A 15,189-nucleotide genomic window follows, 5' to 3' on the forward strand; every position below is an offset into this window, starting at 1 on the left:
ACGGCGGGTAAATTTCGTTATACTGTGGCGCTTGATCTCTGCGCTGTTTACGCTGCAGCCAGTGCCCCCCAAGCGGGTTACGTCACCAAGGATGCCTGGAGGAAAGCTGATGGCACGAAAAAGGGTAGTGGTAACCGGGCTTGGCCTGGTGACCCCGGTCGGGAATACCGTTGACCGGTCATGGGCCAACATCGTGGCCGGCAAGAGCGGCATCGCCCCTATCGAGCATTTCGATACCCAAGGGTTCAACACGCGCTTCGGGGGATCGATCAAGGAATTTGACGTTTCGCCCTATCTCAATCCCAAGGACGCCCGCAAGATGGATCTGTTCATCCAGTACGGCATGGTCGCCGGGGCCCAGGCGATCGCCGATTCTGGTATCGAGTGCACGGAGGAGAACGCCGAGCGCATCGGCGTGGCCATCGGCTCCGGCATCGGCGGGCTGCCGATGATCGAACATAACCACAAGGCGCTGGAAAAGAGCGGCCCGCGGCGTATCTCGCCGTTTTTCGTGCCCGGCTCCATCATCAACATGATTTCCGGCAACATGGCGATCCAGCACGGCTTCAAGGGTCCCAATATCGCCATTACCACCGCCTGCACCACGGGCACCCACAACATCGGCTACAGCGCGCGGACCATTGCCTACGGCGACGCCGACGTGATGATCTGCGGCGGTGCCGAAATGGCCACCACGCCGCTGGGGCTGGGCGGCTTTTCCGCGGCCCGGGCGCTATCCACCCGCAACGACGACCCCGAAGCGGCCAGCCGACCCTGGGACGTGGAGCGCGACGGCTTTGTGCTCTCGGACGGCGCCGGCGTGCTGGTGCTGGAAGAGTACGAGCATGCCAAGGCCCGCGGCGCGACCATCTACGCCGAAATGAGCGGCTTTGGCATGAGCGATGACGCCTTTCACATGACCGCCCCGCCCGAGAACGGCAGCGGTGCGGCGCTTTCCATGCGCAACGCCATCAAGGATGCCGGCATCGATCCGGCCCGGGTGGACTACATCAACGCCCACGGCACCTCGACGGCCGCCGGCGATCTGGCCGAGAGCCGCGCCGTCGAGCAGGTGCTGGGCGAGGCCGCGTCCCGGGTGGCGGTGAGCTCCACCAAGTCGATGATCGGTCACCTGCTGGGCGCGGCCGGCGCCGTGGAGGCCGTGTTCAGCGTGCTTTCCATTCGCGACCAGGTGGCGCCGCCGACCATCAACCTGGACAACCCCCAGGATGGCTGCCGCCTGGACTACGTGCCGCATACCGCCCGCGACATGCGCATCGACGTGGCGCTGACCAACTCCTTCGGCTTTGGCGGCACCAACGGGTCGCTGCTGTTTCAGAAGGTCTGAGGACGCAGGCGTCGGACCGTCCAGGACGCGGAGGAGACCATGGCAGCAGCGGACCAGGTGCCGTTCGACGACCGCGGCCTGGCCTTCGGCGACGGCGTGTTTGAAACCGTGCTGATGCGCGACGGTGCGCCGCTGCTGTGGCCCCGGCACCGCGCTCGGCTGCGCCACGGCTGTCGGACGCTGGGGATTTCCCCTCCCGACGACGCTGCGCTCGAGGCCTGCTGGCAGCCGCCGGCAAGCGGGCTAGAAGTGCTCAAGATCATGGTGACCCGGGGCAGCGGCGGGCGCGGCTATGCGCTGCCCGAGCGTCAGCGGCCGCGGCTGCTCTACCGGCGCACGGCGTTTGCGCCGGCGCGCTCCCGCTGGCGCGGCGTCGACGTCTGCCTGTGCGCGCTGCGCCTGGCCCGCCAGCCGGCGCTGGCCGGCATCAAACACCTCAACCGGCTGGAAAACGTGCTGGCGCGCCGGGAGTGGCAGAGCGCCGACATTGCCGAGGGTCTGCTCGCCGATACCGACGGCAACCTTGTCGAGGCCACGGCAATGAACGTTTTCTGGCGGGCGGATGACGCCTACTGGACGCCGCCGCTCGACGCCAGCGGCGTCGCCGGCACGCTGCGCGCCGCCTTGCTGGAGCAGGGCCGGGTGCAGGAGGCGCCGCTGAGCGCCGAGACGCTGCTCGAGTCGTCCGCCGTCGAGCAGCTGTTCGTGGGCAACTCGGTTCAGGGCCTGTGGCCGGTGAACGCCCTGGTCACGCCCCGGGGCCGGCGCCTGCGGCGCTTTGCCGAGGCGGCCGGCGCGCCGCTGCAGGCCGACGCCCACGCCCTGCTGGGGTATCCAACACTGTCCCGGGAGGACTGACGTGAAATCTATCCTCAAAGCTTTAGTGGTGCTGATCGTGCTGGGGGCCGTCGCGGCGGCGGGTGGCTACGTCTACTGGCAAAGCCGGCTGGCCGCGCCGCTGGCGCTGGACAAGCCTTTGCTGTACCAGGTGCCCGAGGGTGCCGGCTTCAACCAGGTGGTGGACGAGCTTGGCCGGCGCGGAGTGATTGCCGACCCCTGGGCGCTGAAGGTGCTGGCCCGGGCCGAACCGGAAAAAGTGCCCTCGCCCCGGGTAGGCGAATACCGGCTGACGCCGGATATGGACAGCCGCGAGCTGGTAACGCTGCTGGGCAGCAACAACGTGGTGACGTACCCCCTCACCGTGCCCGAGGGCTGGACGTTTGCCCAGATGCGCCGCCTGCTGGACAGCGCCGCCAAGCTTGAACACCGCACCGCCGACATGAGCGACGACGAGGTGATGGCGCTGATCAATGCCGACAAGGAGCATCCCGAAGGCTGGTTTTTCCCCGATACCTATCGCTACCATCTGGGCATGAGCGATACGGACATTCTGCGCCAGGCCCACCGGCGCATGCAGCGCATGCTCAAGGCCGCGTGGGAGGATCGGGATGACGCGCTGCCGTTCGACTCGCCCTATGAGGCGCTGATCATGGCCTCGCTGATCGAGCGGGAAACCGGCGTCCCCGCCGAGCGCCGGGAAATCGCCGGCGTATTCGCTCGCCGCCTGGAGAAGGGCATGCGTCTGCAGACCGATCCCACGGTCATCTACGGCATGGGCAGCCGCTATGACGGCAACATCACCCGAGCCGATCTGCAGGAAAAAACGCCGTACAACACCTACGTGATCGAGGGGCTGCCACCCACACCCATTGCCATGCCGGGGAAGGCGGCCCTGGAGGCCGCGGTGAGCCCCGAGGAGGGCAATGCCCTGTATTTTGTGGCCAAGGGTGACGGTTCGCACCATTTTTCAGGCAGTTTGCGCGAGCACAACCACGCGGTGAACCGCTTTATCCGCAGCGAACGCAAGGACGATGCGGGCAGCGATGACTAACCTGACACACGGCGGCGAGGTATCCATGACTCAGCGCGGACGCCTGATCACCCTGGAAGGAGGAGAAGGCGTGGGCAAGTCAACCAACATGGCCTTTGTCAGCGCCTGGCTTGAAGCCCGAGGGGTCGAGGTGGTGCGCACCCGGGAGCCTGGCGGCACGCCCCGCGCCGAGGCCGTGCGCGAGCTGCTGCTGGACCCCGGGTTTGACGAGCCGCTGGCCGCGGACGCCGAGCTGTTGCTGATGTTTGCCGCCCGGGCCCAGCACCTAGCGGAGAAAATTCGCCCGGCGCTGGAGCGCGGTGCCTGGGTGGTATGCGATCGCTTCACCGACGCCACCTACGCCTACCAGGGCGGCGGGCGCGGGCTTGATGAGGCGCGCATCGCCGTGCTCGAGCGCTTTGTCCAGCAAGGCATGACGCCGGATCTGACTCTGCTGCTGGACATGCCCGTGGACGCCGCCTCGCGCCGGGTCAGCCAAAGGACGGATGCCGGCGGCGGCGAGCGGGATCGCTTCGAGCGCGAGCGCGAGGATTTTTTTTCCGCGGTGCGCCACGCCTACCGCCAGCGCGCCGAGGCTGAGCCCGAGCGTTTTGCCCTGATCGATGCCGCAAGGCCCCTGGCGGCGGTGCAGCATGAGCTTGCCGCCGTGCTTGACCGGCGGACGGCCCCATGGCGCTAGCCGCAGAGGACAGGCTGCCGCTGCCCTGGCACCGGCCGCTGTGGGAGCGTTTGTGGCAGCTCGAGCAAAGCAACCGGCTGCCCCATGCGCTGCTGCTGAGCGGCCCCGGGGGCGTGGGCAAGCAAGTGCTGGCCGAGGCGCTGGTGGCGCGCATTCTCTGCGCCGCCGATACGGCCACGGCCTGCGGCCGGTGCCACGCCTGCCGGATGCTGGGAGCGGGCTATCATCCCGACCTCATGCGCGTTGCCCCCGAGGAGGGCAAGCGCCAGATCCGTATCGACAGCGTGCGCGAAATCAACCGCTTTGTGGCCCAGACCGCTCAGCAAAGCGGCTATCGGGTGATCGTCATTGCCCCGGCCGAAGCGATGAACGTGGCGGCCAGCAACGCGCTGCTGAAAAGCCTTGAGGAGCCCGGGCGCCAGACCCTTTTCGTGCTGATTGCCGACGTGCCGTCGCGGCTGCTGCCCACGATTCGTTCGCGTTGCCAGCAGTGGTCGCTGGCGCCGGTGGCGTTTGACGACTGTCGCGCCTGGCTGGCCGGGCAGCTACGGGGAGACGACGAGGAAGCGCGCTTCTGGTGGCAGGTGGCAGGCGGCTTGCCGCTGCTGGCGCTCGAGCTTGCCGCGCCAGAGCAGCGGGCGCTGCGCCAGCAGCTCCACGACTGCTTTGAGCAGCTGGTGCGCGGCGCCGAGCCGGTCGCCGAGGCGGCGCGGTTTGACCGCGAGGCGGTAGACGCCATCCTGTGGTACGGTATCGCCTGGCTTGAGGATCTGATCGGCTTTGGCCTGTCCGGCGACAGCCGGCGGCTGCGCAATCCCGACCTGGTGCCGCTTTATCGCCAGGCGGCGAAGAATGCCCGGGTGCAGGACTGGTTCCGACTGCTCGACTACGCCCGGGAGCAGCGGCGCCTGTTGGCGGTGGGGGCCAACCCCAACCCGCAGCTGATGCTGGAAGCCTGGCTGGTGCGCTGGTCGGCGCTGCTGCGCTCTTGAAGGAGGCTTGCTGTGAGCACGCAAAAACTGCTGACAACGACGCTGCCCGACGTGCCCGCGCTGCTCGCGATGTACATGCCGTTTCTCGAGCGCGGCGGTCTGTTCGTCGCCACCCGGGAGCGCTGCACGCTGGGCGATCCGGTTATCCTGATGCTGACCCTGCCCGGTGATGACCAGGAGCTCACGGTGAACGGCAGCGTGGCATGGATTTCTCCCGATGGCGTTACCGGGCGGCGCCTGCCCGGGGTCGGCGTGCACTTCAGCCACCAGGACCACAACGTGCGCGACCGCATCGAGACGCTGCTTGCCGGGCAGCTGGACGGCGCCGCCGCTTCCTGCACGCTGTAAACGTCAATTTCTACCCAGGCGAAGTGTCCCATGTTTGTTGACTCCCACTGCCATCTAGACCGCCTTTCCCACAAGACCCACGGCAGCGACGTTGCCGCTGCGCTCGACGCGGCCCGCCGGGCACAGGTCAGCCAGTTTCTTGCCGTCTGCGTGAGTCTGGATGACATGCCCGGGCTTGCCGCTCTGTCCCGGGAGCACGACGACGTGGTGATTTCGGCCGGCCTGCACCCGTTGCATACCCCGACCGACGAACCTGACGTCGACGCCATCATGGACGCCGCTACCCGCTTTGACGCGGTGGCCATCGGCGAAACCGGGCTCGACTACCACTACCGCGACAGCGTGCCGGCGGACGTCCAGCACGCGCGTTTCGAACGCCACCTGATCGCCGCCCGGAAACTGGGGCTGCCGGTCATCGTGCATACCCGAGACGCCAAAGAGGACACCCTGGCGCTGCTGGAAAAGCACTTGGACCCAAGCGTCGGCGGCGTGCTCCACTGCTTCACCGAAGATCTGGACATGGCTCGCCGGGCCGTGGCGATGGGGCTTTATATTTCGCTTGCCGGCATTGTGACCTTTGCCAGCGCCGAGGCCCTGCGCGACGTGGCGCGCCGGCTGCCGCTGGATCGTTTGCTGATCGAAACCGACAGCCCCTATCTCGCACCGGTGCCGCATCGGGGCAAGCCCAACGAGCCGGCCTGGGTCGTGGCAGTCGCCGAGTGCATCGCTGAGACGCGCGGCATCAGCGTGGACGAAGTGGCGATGCAGACCCGGGCCAATTTCTACCGCCTGTTTCGCGCCGCCGCTCCCGAGGTGTCGGCCGAGCTGCGCGACTCGCTGAGCCGGGCTGGCATGGTATAGTGGCGCTGCCGTGCCATTGATGCTGGACCCCGCGCCGGGCACAGGCCGGGCGCCGGTAAAAACGGGAGGTTAGCATGCACCTTGAGCATTTGCTGGAACACGGCGAGAGCGCCGCGAAGATACCGCCGGTGGACCAGTGGCAGCCGCCGTTTTGCGGCGACATGCCGCTGACCATCCGGGCCGACGGCAGCTGGTGGCACCAGGGCGAGCCGTTTACTCGCCCGGAGCTGGTGCGGCTGTTGGCGAGCCTGATGCGCCGCGACCCGGAAGGGGTGTGCCTGGTGACCCCCGCCGAGCGCGTGCGCATCGAAGTGGAAGACTGTCCGCTGACGGTCGTCGCCGCCCGGCAGGAAGGCGACGACTGGTGGCTGACCACCGGGCAGGGCGATGAGTTTGCCCTGGACGCCGACCACCAGCTAACGATGACGCGCACGCCCGCCGGCGACGAAGCGCCGGAAGTGCCGGTGCGCTTTGGCCTGACGGCCAGGCTCAATCGCAACGTCTATTATCAGCTGGTGGACGCCGCCAGCCTGCGCCAGGGCGAAGACCATGCGCAGGCGCGCACCCAGGTCGGCATAGAAAGCGGCGGCGCCTGGCACGTGCTGGGTACGCTCGACGACGAGGCGCTGTGAAGCTTACCGCACAGCAGCAGGCGGTGATTCACCACGCCGGCGGCCACGCTCGGGTGGCCGCGGTAGCCGGTGCCGGCAAGACCACCACCATGGCGGCCAGGGTGCTGTACCTTCTCGACAGCGGTGTGGCCCCCAGGCGCATGCTGGTGCTGATGTTCAACCGCTCGGCCCGGGAAGATTTCCAGCGCCGCCTGGCCGGCATGGCGCCGCCGGAGCAGCCGCTGCCCGACGTGCGTACCTTTCACTCGCTGGGCCATCGGCTGACCCAGAGCCTGTGCCGCTGGGGCGTGCTCGAGCCGCGCCGACTGCTGTCGGCCGACTGGCAGCTGGAACGCCTGCTGCGCCAGGCCAGCCTGAGCGTGCTGGAGCACGAGCGCGAACGCCGGGACGCGGCCCTGGAGGGTGAGCGCCTGGAAACCCTGGCGCACTACTGCGCCCTGGTCAAGGCCGAGATGATCTCCCCCGAGGCGCTGTATCCGCGTCTCGACCTGGACCCCGACACGGACTATTTTCCCGCCGCCTTTCACGAAGCCGAGCGCCTTTTGCGCGACGACGGCGTAATGACCTATGCCGACCTGCTGTATCGGCCGCTTCGGGCGCTGGAGGCCGACGGCGCCCTGCGCGCTCGGGTAGAGGGCTTTCTCGATCACGTCATCATCGACGAGTACCAGGACATCAACGCCGCCCAGCAGCGCCTGCTGGCGATTCTGGCGGGCGAGAGAGCCGACGTGATGGCGGTGGGGGATGCCAACCAGTGTATCTACGAGTGGCGCGGCGCCCACCCCGACACCATGCTGGCGGACTTCACCGCGACCTTTGGCGCGGCCCGGGACTACCCGCTGTCGATCACCTTCCGTCACGGCCACGCGCTGGCGCTGGCGGCCAACTACGCCATTGCCGCCAACTGCCGCCGGCCCGATCAGCTGTGCCTGGCCGGCCCGGACAATCCGGCCACCCGGGTCACCGTCGGGCAGGGCAGCCGCGCGCTGCTGGATACGCTGAGAGACTGGCAGGCCCGGGGGCGCGGCTTTGCCGAGGCCTGCCTTCTGGTGCGCAGCTGGGCGCTGTCGGTGCCGTTCCAGCTGGCGCTGCTCCAGGCCGGTTTGCCGTTTCGCCTCTCCCGGGAAGACCGCTTTGTCTTTCGCCTGCCGCTGGTGCAGGCGCTGGCCGGCTATCTCAAGCTCGCCCGCCAGCCGGGACTGCTTCACGATCCCTCGCTGCTGCTGCTGCTGCTCTCCCAGCCGACGACCTTTGTCGCCCGGGAAAGGCTCTGGCGGCTAGCCTGCCGCCTGGCCGAGACCCAGCGCTGGCCCGAGCGCGGCGATTCGCTACTTACAGAGCTCAAGCCGCTGCAGCGGCGCACGCTGAAAAAGCGCTGGGCGCTCTTGTGCGAGCTGCCAAGGCTCGGCGCCTGGCCGCCGGCGAAGCTCTTGCGCCACGTGGTGGACGAAGTGGAAGCGGAAAAGGTGCTCAAGCGCGCCGCCGCCCGGCGGGACAAGGGCGAAGAGGACGTGCGCCTGCTGGATGTGCTGATCGAGCAGGCGCAAAGCGTACCCGACCCCGACGCCTTTATCGAGCTTTTGCAGCGGCCGGTGCACAACCGGGCCGAAGGCGTGCTGATCAGCACGGTGCACGCCGCCAAGGGCCTCGAGTGGCCGCTGGTGGCGGTCGCCGGAATCAACGAAGAAGACTTTCCCCACTACAGCCGCGACAACCCGCTCACCGACGAGCGCCTGGAGGAGGAGCGCCGGCTGTTTTATGTGGGCATTACCCGAGCCCGGGAAGCGCTGCAGCTGATCCACGACGGCGGCGAGCACCGCCCCAGCCGCTTTCTGGCCGAATGCGCCTGGCAGGATGCCATGGCGGTGGCCGGGCAGCTGGCTGCCGATTCGCCGCCCGCCAGGCCGCTGCCCGTGGGCTCGCCGGGCATTGCCCGGCGCTATCTGGAAGCCGTGGAGCGCAGCGACATAGCGCTCGAGGCGCAGCCTCAGGCGCCGGCCGCGGCGGTTCCGGCCTCCGGCGGCTTCTTTCCCGGCCAGCGGCTGCGCCATGCGGTGTTCGGCGAAGGCGAGGTCGCCGCCGTCGAGGGCAATCCCGACGATCCGGTGATCGACGTGCGCTTCCTGCGCGCCGGCCGCCGCCGCCTGATGGCCCGGCGGGCGCCGATTGAATCGCTGGACAGCGCCGCGCCTTGAGGCCAGCCTGTTCGTGTCTAGTTGTGTAAACCCACCAGGTTGTTCACGGAAAGCCCCAACCGGCTAACCGGAGGGTGATAGTTCAGGCTGGCATGTGGCCGGTGCCAGTTGTACTGGTGAAGCCAGGCGGAAAGGTGTTTGCCTCGCTCCTCCGAGCTCTCATAAGACTGGGCATAGGCCTAATGCCAGTCAGTTAACGCTGACTGGCATTTTTCTTAGTGGGGTATTTCTGTGGTCGCCGCCTGACTGAGCGAGGATAAGATCGTTCGCGTCGTTCAGGCAGGACGAAGGAAGGTGCCATGTCCAGCATCGACTGAACCACGCCGGGCACGCGTCCTGGCGAGACCCAGGGCAGGATCGTTAACTCCTTGATGAGCCAGTGAGCAGCCTGATGGAAGCTGAGCTGATTGGGATGCACGGCATCCAGGCTATAGGCCATGCGAGCCATCTGGAAGCGGATCAGGTTATAGGCTAACAACGTGCCCCAGAGCTCCTGAAAGACCATCTCCGGGGTGCGGCTACGCAGTGTCAGGCGGTTACCCAGCAGAGATTGCTTCATTTCCCGGTAGCCCAGTTCGATTTCCCAGCGGTGGCTGTAGAGATCGACGATATCCGCCGCCGGAAAGCGCAGCGGGTCGGTCATCGAGGTCAGGATCTGCACTTCCTTGCCGTTCACCTTGCGGCGTAACAGCCGCGCCGTCATCGTCGGCGGCAAGGCTGGCCACTTCTTGCGCGCCTGAGGTGACGTCGACAGGGTCACCAGGCGATCCTGCCGGCCTAGTGAGCGCTCTTCCTGATACTGTGTTCCCTTCTTTAGAGGAATCAGCCAATGCCGCTGCTCGCCGGCGCTCTGCCAGGCATGCAGCAAACCCAGTGAGTAGAACCCACGATCAAACAGCGTCAGGGAGTGATCCGGGGTGCTGCCGATGAGCTGAGTGGTCAGCTCCATTTCACTGCTCGCGACACTGTCGAAGGCGGATCCCGTCAGCAGGTGGCTGGTCAGCTCCATCTGGCACACCATGCGAATCTGCGGATAGCTCGCCTCCCCCTGAGCATTGCGCGTGCGCGCAAAGGCTGCCTGATTCTCGGGAGAGTCAGGAGTACGCCAGACCACACCATCAACGCCCAGTAACGTCAGACCACTCCAGTGGGGGTGAGGGGTCTGCTGATGCCACAGGGCCTGGGTCTGCTCGAAGACGCGCTTGACGGGCTCCACTCCAAGCCGTTGACGTGCCTGCACCACGGCACTGGGCGCGACGAAGGGACGCTTGCCGGGCAGCATGATGTCGAGGTGATTGACGATCTGCCCCATCGGGATATGCCGAAACAAGGCCATCCCGACAACCGCCCAGACCACCATGTCCAACGGCAGGCGACGCTTGCGCAGTGTGGCCACGCCGGCTTCTTCAAGACAGGTGTCGATCAGTTCAGGGGAGAGCACCTCGGAGAGGCTGGAGAAATCGTCGGGTACCGACTTGGCGATGGCATCAATAGCGTCGCTGAAATGCATGGACCTTCCCGTGTCAGTGTGCCTGACACGGGAAGGTCTCATGATCAACTTATTGAGAACAGGCTTAACTGACTGGCATTAGGGCATAGGCCCACTCGCGCAGAGCGGTTTGAATGAACCGTTCTGCCTTGCCATTGGTGCGGGGCGTATAGGGGCGAGTGCGCTTGTGCTTCAGCCCCACCCGCCGGCACAGGCGGTGAAACGCCCGGGACCGGTAGCAGGCGCCATTGTCGGTGAGCACCCGCGTGAAGCGAGTCCCCAAGTCTCGATAATACCGTATGGCCTCCAATAGCGCATAACAGGCGCTCCAGCCGGTTTCATCCGGGTAGCGAGTGCCGAAGGCCACCCGCGAGTGATCGTCGATGGCGATATGGACATACTCCCACCCTGCGCCGCGCGTGGCCTGTTGGCGATCGCCGGTGACCCGATGCCCCGGGCGCGCGAAGCGACCGAGCTTCTTGATATCCAGATGCAGGAGATCCCCGGGTGCGTCGTGCTCATAGCGATTGCTGGGCCTTGGCGGTGTCAGAGCCGCCAAGCGATTCAGCCCCTTGCGCTTGAGAATGCGCGCTACCGTGCTCTGGCCAACCCCCTGCGCCTGGGCAATCTGGCAATAGGTCTGGCGTCGCTGACGACGCTCGACGATCTGCTCCACCGTCGTTGCGTCGGTCGCCCAGGGACTTCGGGCAGGGCGTGACCGACGGTCCTGGAGGCCCTCGAGTCCCTCCTCACGGAAACGACGCACCCATTTGTAGGCCGTTCTCACACTGACGCCCTGGGCTTGCGCGACCTCTCTGGGCCGCAACCCTTCATCGATGACGCGAGCGACCAGCAGGGCTCGACCGTGCGGAGTGAGTCGGGCATTCTTATGGGTGTTCATCCGGGCCTCCTGGAGAGATTGGTTGGTTTGCATCTCCAGTCTTCCGGGTTGGCTCCGGATGAACAACCTACCGAGAGATCACATCTAGTTGAGTCATCACGGGAGCCATGCCATGTCACACCCGCTGATTAGCGCCGCAGCGCTTGATGCCGCCCTTGCCGGCAAGGCGCCGCCGCTGGTGCTGGACTGCCGCGCGCGGCTGGATGATGCTGAAGCCGGCGAGAGGCTGTGGGGCGAGGGCCATGTCCCCGGAGCCCGTTACGTGGCGCTGGAAGGCGATCTCGCCGGTGCGCCGGGCGCCGGCGGGCGCCATCCGCTGCCGTCGGCTGCGGCGTTTACCCGCACCGTGCAGCGCCTGGGCATTACCCCTGAGGCCGCGGTGGTAGTGTATGATGACCGCGGCGGCCAGCTGGCCGCCGCGAGGGCCTGGTGGATGCTGGCCGTGTGGGCCGACCACCCGGACGTGCGCGTGCTCGACGGCGGGCTTGATGCCTGGAAGCAGCGCGGCGGGGCGTTGGTAACGGCGACGCAAGCGCCGACCCCGAGCGCCTGGCAGCCGCGGTTCAACGACGCCGCCTGGGTGGGTGCCGATACCATCGCCGAAGGCGAGGTGCTGCCGGTCGACGCCCGGGCGCCGGCGCGGTTTCGCGGCGAGAGCGAGCCCGTGGACCCGGTAGCCGGTCACATCCCCGGTGCCCACAGCAGGCCAGGCGCGGACAATTTGACCGCCGACGGCTACTTCAAGCCCGCCGCCGTACTCGACGACGAGCTGCCCCGGGCGCCAGCCGTTGCGGCCTACTGCGGTTCCGGCATCACTGCCTGCCACAACGTCCTGGCCTACGCCGTGGCCGGGCGGGCGCTGCCGGCGCTTTACGCCGGCTCCTGGAGCGAATGGATCACCGTGGCGTCGCGCCCCGTCGCCACCGGCGAGTCGTCTCGGTAGCGCGGCGTGTCCGCTTTCCTGGGGCGCCGGCTTCTGATTGCCGGGCTCGGCAGGCATAATATCGGCGTATTAACACTCCCCTGATCTTTATCGGCGTGCCTTGAGCGGCCATTCCGCAGCGCGCAGATAGCGACGGGGAGTCGGCATTCCCCTCAGGTCAAGCGAGGCACCTATGAAAGTACTCGTCGCGGTGAAACGCGTCGTCGACCACAACGTCCAGATCCGGGTCAAGCCGGACGGTTCGGATGTGGAACTGACCCACGTCAAGATGGCCATGAATCCGTTTTGCGAAATTGCCGTGGAAGAGGCCGTGCGCCTGAAAGAGCAGGGCACGGCCAGCGAAATCGTGGCCGTGACGATTGGCCCCAGGGCCGCCCAGGAGCAGCTGCGCTCGGCCATTGCGCTGGGCGCCGACCGCGCCATTCATGTCCAGACCGAGGAGCGCGTGGACTCCCACTGTGCCGCCAGGGTGCTGGCGCAGGTGGCCGAGCAGGAGCAGCCCGGGCTGGTGCTGCTGGGCAAGCAGTCCATCGACAGCGACAACAACCAGACAGGCCAGATGCTGGCCGCGCTGATGGGCGCCGCCCAGGGAACCTTTGCCTCGAACATCGAGATAGACGGCCAGGCAGCGACGGTGACCCGGGAAGTCGACGGCGGCCTGCAAAGGCTGCGGCTGTCGCTGCCGGCGGTGATTACCGCCGACCTGCGCCTGAACGAGCCGCGCTACGCCAAGCTGCCGGCGATCATGAAGGCCAAGAAGACGCCGCTGGAGGATACCACCCCCGAAGCGCTCGGGGTCAGCACGGCGTCGAATATCGAGCTGCTGGGCGTTGAGCCGCCGCAAGAGCGCCGGGGCGGGGTCAAGGTAGCCTCGGTGGATGAGCTGGTGGACAAACTCAGGAATGAAGCAAAGGTGATTTCATGAGCATTCTGGTACTCGCCGATCTGGAAGCCGGCCGGCTGGCCGGCGAAACGGCCCACGTGCTGGCGGCCGCCCGGGCCATCGGCGCAAGCGTGGACGTGCTGGTAGCGGGCGAGGGCGTCAAGGCGGCTGCCGAAGCCGCCGCCGGGCTGGACGGCGTGCGCCGGGTACGCCTGGCGGACCACGACGTTTACGCCCACCGCTTGGCCGAGCCGATGGGCGCCCTGCTGGAAGCCCTCGCCGACGACTACACCCATGTGCTGGCAAGCACCTCCTCGGCGGGCAAGAACGTACTGCCGCGCCTGGCGGCGCTGAAGGGCGTGGGCCAGGTGTCCGATATCATCGCCGTGGAAAGCGCCGATACCTTCAAGCGTCCGATCTACGCCGGCAACGCCGTGGCGCGGGTGCAAAATCACGAGACGCTCAAGGTCATCAGCGTGCGCCCCAGCGCCTTTGATGCGGTGGCGCCGGCGGCAGAGGCGGCGCCGGTGGAGGCGCTGGATATCGTCGTGGAAAACACCCTAGCGCAGTTTGTCGACGAGCAGCTGGCCGCAAGCGAGCGCCCCGAGCTTGGCGGCGCCAGCGTCATCGTCTCCGGCGGGCGCGGCATGGGCAACGGCGAGAACTTCAGGCTGCTGGGCGGCATTGCCGACAAGCTCGACGCCGCTATCGGCGCCTCCCGGGCGGCGGTGGACGCAGGCTTCGTGCCCAACGACATGCAGGTGGGCCAGACCGGGAAGATTGTCGCCCCAGAGCTCTATATCGCCGTGGGCATCTCCGGGGCCATCCAGCACCTGGCCGGGATGAAAGACTCCCGGGTCATCGTCGCCATCAACAACGACGAGGAAGCGCCGATTTTCCGGATCGCCGACTACGGGCTGGTGGGGGATCTGTTCGAGGCCCTGCCCGAGCTTGAAAGCAAGCTCTAGGCGGTTGAATATCCTTTCTTTTCAGCGGAGCCTTGCGCCGGGCTAAAAACCCCGACCGGTTTTGTTCCCGGCGACGTCTTCGCTACACTCCCGGGCGTTGGCCACGCTGCCGGGCCATGGGCGTATGAGCAGGAAACGGTTGAAATTCTGCTGCCAAGGCCGCATCTTGGAAAGCGTTGGCAAGAGCAACGGTCACACCATAACGCAAGGAGAGGATGCAATATGGCACATAAACTGCCCGAACTACCCTATGCCTACGATGCGCTGGAACCGCACATCGACGCGCTGACCATGGAAATCCACCATTCGCGTCACCACAATACCTATGTCAACAACCTGAACGCCGCGCTTGAGGGCACCGGCCTTGAAGACGTGCCGGTGGAAGAGGTGCTGGCCGATCTGGATCGCGTCCCCGACGACAAGCGTCAGGCCGTGATCAACAACGGCGGCGGCGTCTCCAACCACAGCATGTTCTGGAAGATGATGTCGCCCAACGGCGGCGGCAAGCCTCACGGCGACGTGGCCAAGGCCATCGAGGCCGAGCTTGGCGGCTATGAGGCCTTCCAGGACGCGCTGAAAAAAGCCGCGCTGGGCCGCTTCGGCAGCGGCTGGGCATGGCTCTCGGTCACGCCGGAGAAAAAGCTGGTGGTAGAGAATACTCTCAACCAGGACAGCCCGATTTCCCACGGCAACACGCCGATCCTGGGGCTGGACGTCTGGGAGCACGCCTACTACCTCAAGTATCAGAACAAGCGTCCGGACTATATCGACGCCTTCTTCAACGTCATCAACTGGGATGACGTCGAGCGCCGCTACAAGGCCGCCGTTGCCTGAGTCGCATCTTGACGCTACCCCAACGGTAGCGCTCTCCAACCGCCCGCTGGCCGCCAGCGGGCGGTTTTTTTATGCCTGAACGTCCGCTTTTTTTGTTCGCTCTCCCGCCTGCCCAGCACTAGAACCGGCGCGCCGACAGCTTGACATCGCGCTATTTTTATAAACGGCTGTGTTAACTATATGTAGTGCCAATATGGGGTTGAAGTCGCGTATATATACTATATA

The 15,189-nt window shown here is 66.5% G+C and carries 14 protein-coding genes and 2 pseudogenes; 13 read left to right on the forward strand and 3 right to left on the reverse strand.

Going from position 1 to position 15,189, the window contains the following annotated elements:
• Positions 1–109: 109 nt before the first annotated feature.
• From fabF to P1P91_RS07305, 9 genes are all read left to right on the forward strand, one after another.
• Positions 110–1,348 carry a beta-ketoacyl-ACP synthase II gene (gene fabF, locus P1P91_RS07265; RefSeq protein ID WP_311885587.1) on the forward strand — a complete coding sequence of 413 codons (1,239 nt, stop codon included), beginning with the start codon at positions 110–112 and terminating at the stop codon, positions 1,346–1,348.
• A gap of 39 nt (positions 1,349–1,387) precedes the next feature.
• The gene (gene pabC, locus P1P91_RS07270; protein ID WP_311885588.1) at positions 1,388–2,206 is read left to right on the forward strand and encodes an aminodeoxychorismate lyase; all 819 of its coding nucleotides are present in this window, start codon (positions 1,388–1,390) and stop codon (positions 2,204–2,206) included.
• Position 2,207: 1 nt separating this feature from the next.
• Positions 2,208–3,239, forward strand: a complete 1,032-nt coding sequence (gene mltG, locus P1P91_RS07275; RefSeq protein ID WP_311885590.1) for an endolytic transglycosylase MltG — start codon at positions 2,208–2,210, stop codon at positions 3,237–3,239.
• Positions 3,240–3,264: 25 nt separating this feature from the next.
• The gene (gene tmk / locus P1P91_RS07280; RefSeq protein WP_311885735.1) at positions 3,265–3,918 is read left to right on the forward strand and encodes a dTMP kinase; all 654 of its coding nucleotides are present in this window, start codon (positions 3,265–3,267) and stop codon (positions 3,916–3,918) included.
• A complete protein-coding gene (locus P1P91_RS07285) occupies positions 3,909–4,910 on the forward strand; it encodes a DNA polymerase III subunit delta' (protein ID WP_311885591.1) in 1,002 nt (333 codons plus the stop codon). The genes tmk and P1P91_RS07285 overlap by 10 nt, the downstream gene beginning before the upstream one ends.
• A gap of 12 nt (positions 4,911–4,922) precedes the next feature.
• Positions 4,923–5,258: a PilZ domain-containing protein gene (locus P1P91_RS07290; protein ID WP_311885593.1), complete on the forward strand. Its 336-nt coding sequence runs from the start codon at positions 4,923–4,925 to the stop codon at positions 5,256–5,258.
• Positions 5,259–5,288: 30 nt separating this feature from the next.
• Entirely contained in the window at positions 5,289–6,119 is an 831-nt protein-coding gene (locus P1P91_RS07295) for a TatD family hydrolase (RefSeq protein ID WP_311885595.1), read from the forward strand.
• A 74-nt stretch (positions 6,120–6,193) separates the two neighbouring features.
• On the forward strand, positions 6,194–6,751 hold the full coding sequence (locus tag P1P91_RS07300; protein ID WP_311885597.1) for a DUF1285 domain-containing protein: 558 nt from the start codon (positions 6,194–6,196) through the stop codon (positions 6,749–6,751).
• On the forward strand, positions 6,748–8,946 hold the full coding sequence (locus P1P91_RS07305; RefSeq protein WP_311885599.1) for an ATP-dependent helicase: 2,199 nt from the start codon (positions 6,748–6,750) through the stop codon (positions 8,944–8,946). The genes P1P91_RS07300 and P1P91_RS07305 overlap by 4 nt, the downstream gene beginning before the upstream one ends.
• Positions 8,947–8,963: 17 nt before the next feature.
• Here the strand turns inward: P1P91_RS07305 and P1P91_RS07310 are convergent.
• The 3 genes and pseudogenes from P1P91_RS07310 to P1P91_RS07320 all read right to left on the reverse strand — a co-directional run.
• Positions 8,964–9,125: pseudogene (locus tag P1P91_RS07310) on the reverse strand (integrase core domain-containing protein); the annotation flags it as partial.
• 14 nt (positions 9,126–9,139) lie between these two features.
• The gene (locus P1P91_RS07315; RefSeq protein WP_311882673.1) at positions 9,140–10,456 is read right to left on the reverse strand and encodes an IS4 family transposase; all 1,317 of its coding nucleotides are present in this window, start codon (positions 10,454–10,456) and stop codon (positions 9,140–9,142) included.
• Between the two features lie 82 nt (positions 10,457–10,538).
• Positions 10,539–11,336: pseudogene (locus tag P1P91_RS07320) on the reverse strand (IS481 family transposase); the annotation flags it as partial.
• Between the two features lie 112 nt (positions 11,337–11,448).
• On the opposite strand from P1P91_RS07320, the gene P1P91_RS07325 reads away from it, so the two are divergent.
• The 4 genes from P1P91_RS07325 to P1P91_RS07340 all read left to right on the forward strand — a co-directional run bounded on the left by P1P91_RS07325 (position 11,449) and on the right by P1P91_RS07340 (position 14,964).
• Positions 11,449–12,279 (forward strand): sulfurtransferase, encoded by an 831-nt coding sequence (locus P1P91_RS07325; protein WP_311885600.1) that lies wholly within the window; start codon positions 11,449–11,451, stop codon positions 12,277–12,279.
• Positions 12,280–12,451: 172 nt separating this feature from the next.
• On the forward strand, positions 12,452–13,204 hold the full coding sequence (locus tag P1P91_RS07330; RefSeq protein ID WP_311885601.1) for an electron transfer flavoprotein subunit beta/FixA family protein: 753 nt from the start codon (positions 12,452–12,454) through the stop codon (positions 13,202–13,204).
• A complete protein-coding gene (locus P1P91_RS07335; RefSeq protein ID WP_311885602.1) occupies positions 13,201–14,130 on the forward strand; it encodes an electron transfer flavoprotein subunit alpha/FixB family protein in 930 nt (309 codons plus the stop codon). Before P1P91_RS07330 ends, P1P91_RS07335 begins: the two co-directional genes overlap by 4 nt.
• A gap of 222 nt (positions 14,131–14,352) precedes the next feature.
• Positions 14,353–14,964, forward strand: a complete 612-nt coding sequence (locus P1P91_RS07340; protein ID WP_311885603.1) for a superoxide dismutase — start codon at positions 14,353–14,355, stop codon at positions 14,962–14,964.
• Positions 14,965–15,189: the final 225 nt, after the last annotated feature.

It is taken from the genome of Halomonas piscis, assembly GCF_031886125.1.
Taxonomy (GTDB): Bacteria; Pseudomonadota; Gammaproteobacteria; order Pseudomonadales; family Halomonadaceae; genus Vreelandella; species Vreelandella piscis.

What these genes read in the sequence shown, in the direction of transcription:
- fabF (WP_311885587.1), top strand. Translation starts at nt 110, where the DNA reads ATGGCACGAAAAAGGGTAGTGGTAACCGGGCTTGGCCTGGTGACCCCG.
- pabC (WP_311885588.1), top strand. Translation starts at nt 1,388, where the DNA reads ATGGCAGCAGCGGACCAGGTGCCGTTCGACGACCGCGGCCTGGCCTTC.
- tmk (WP_311885735.1), top strand. Translation starts at nt 3,265, where the DNA reads ATGACTCAGCGCGGACGCCTGATCACCCTGGAAGGAGGAGAAGGCGTG.
- P1P91_RS07285 (WP_311885591.1), top strand. Translation starts at nt 3,909, where the DNA reads ATGGCGCTAGCCGCAGAGGACAGGCTGCCGCTGCCCTGGCACCGGCCG.
- P1P91_RS07295 (WP_311885595.1), top strand. Translation starts at nt 5,289, where the DNA reads ATGTTTGTTGACTCCCACTGCCATCTAGACCGCCTTTCCCACAAGACC.
- P1P91_RS07300 (WP_311885597.1), top strand. Translation starts at nt 6,194, where the DNA reads ATGCACCTTGAGCATTTGCTGGAACACGGCGAGAGCGCCGCGAAGATA.
- P1P91_RS07315 (WP_311882673.1), bottom strand. Translation starts at nt 10,456, where the DNA reads ATGCATTTCAGCGACGCTATTGATGCCATCGCCAAGTCGGTACCCGAC.
- P1P91_RS07325 (WP_311885600.1), top strand. Translation starts at nt 11,449, where the DNA reads ATGTCACACCCGCTGATTAGCGCCGCAGCGCTTGATGCCGCCCTTGCC.
- P1P91_RS07330 (WP_311885601.1), top strand. Translation starts at nt 12,452, where the DNA reads ATGAAAGTACTCGTCGCGGTGAAACGCGTCGTCGACCACAACGTCCAG.
- P1P91_RS07335 (WP_311885602.1), top strand. Translation starts at nt 13,201, where the DNA reads ATGAGCATTCTGGTACTCGCCGATCTGGAAGCCGGCCGGCTGGCCGGC.
- P1P91_RS07340 (WP_311885603.1), top strand. Translation starts at nt 14,353, where the DNA reads ATGGCACATAAACTGCCCGAACTACCCTATGCCTACGATGCGCTGGAA.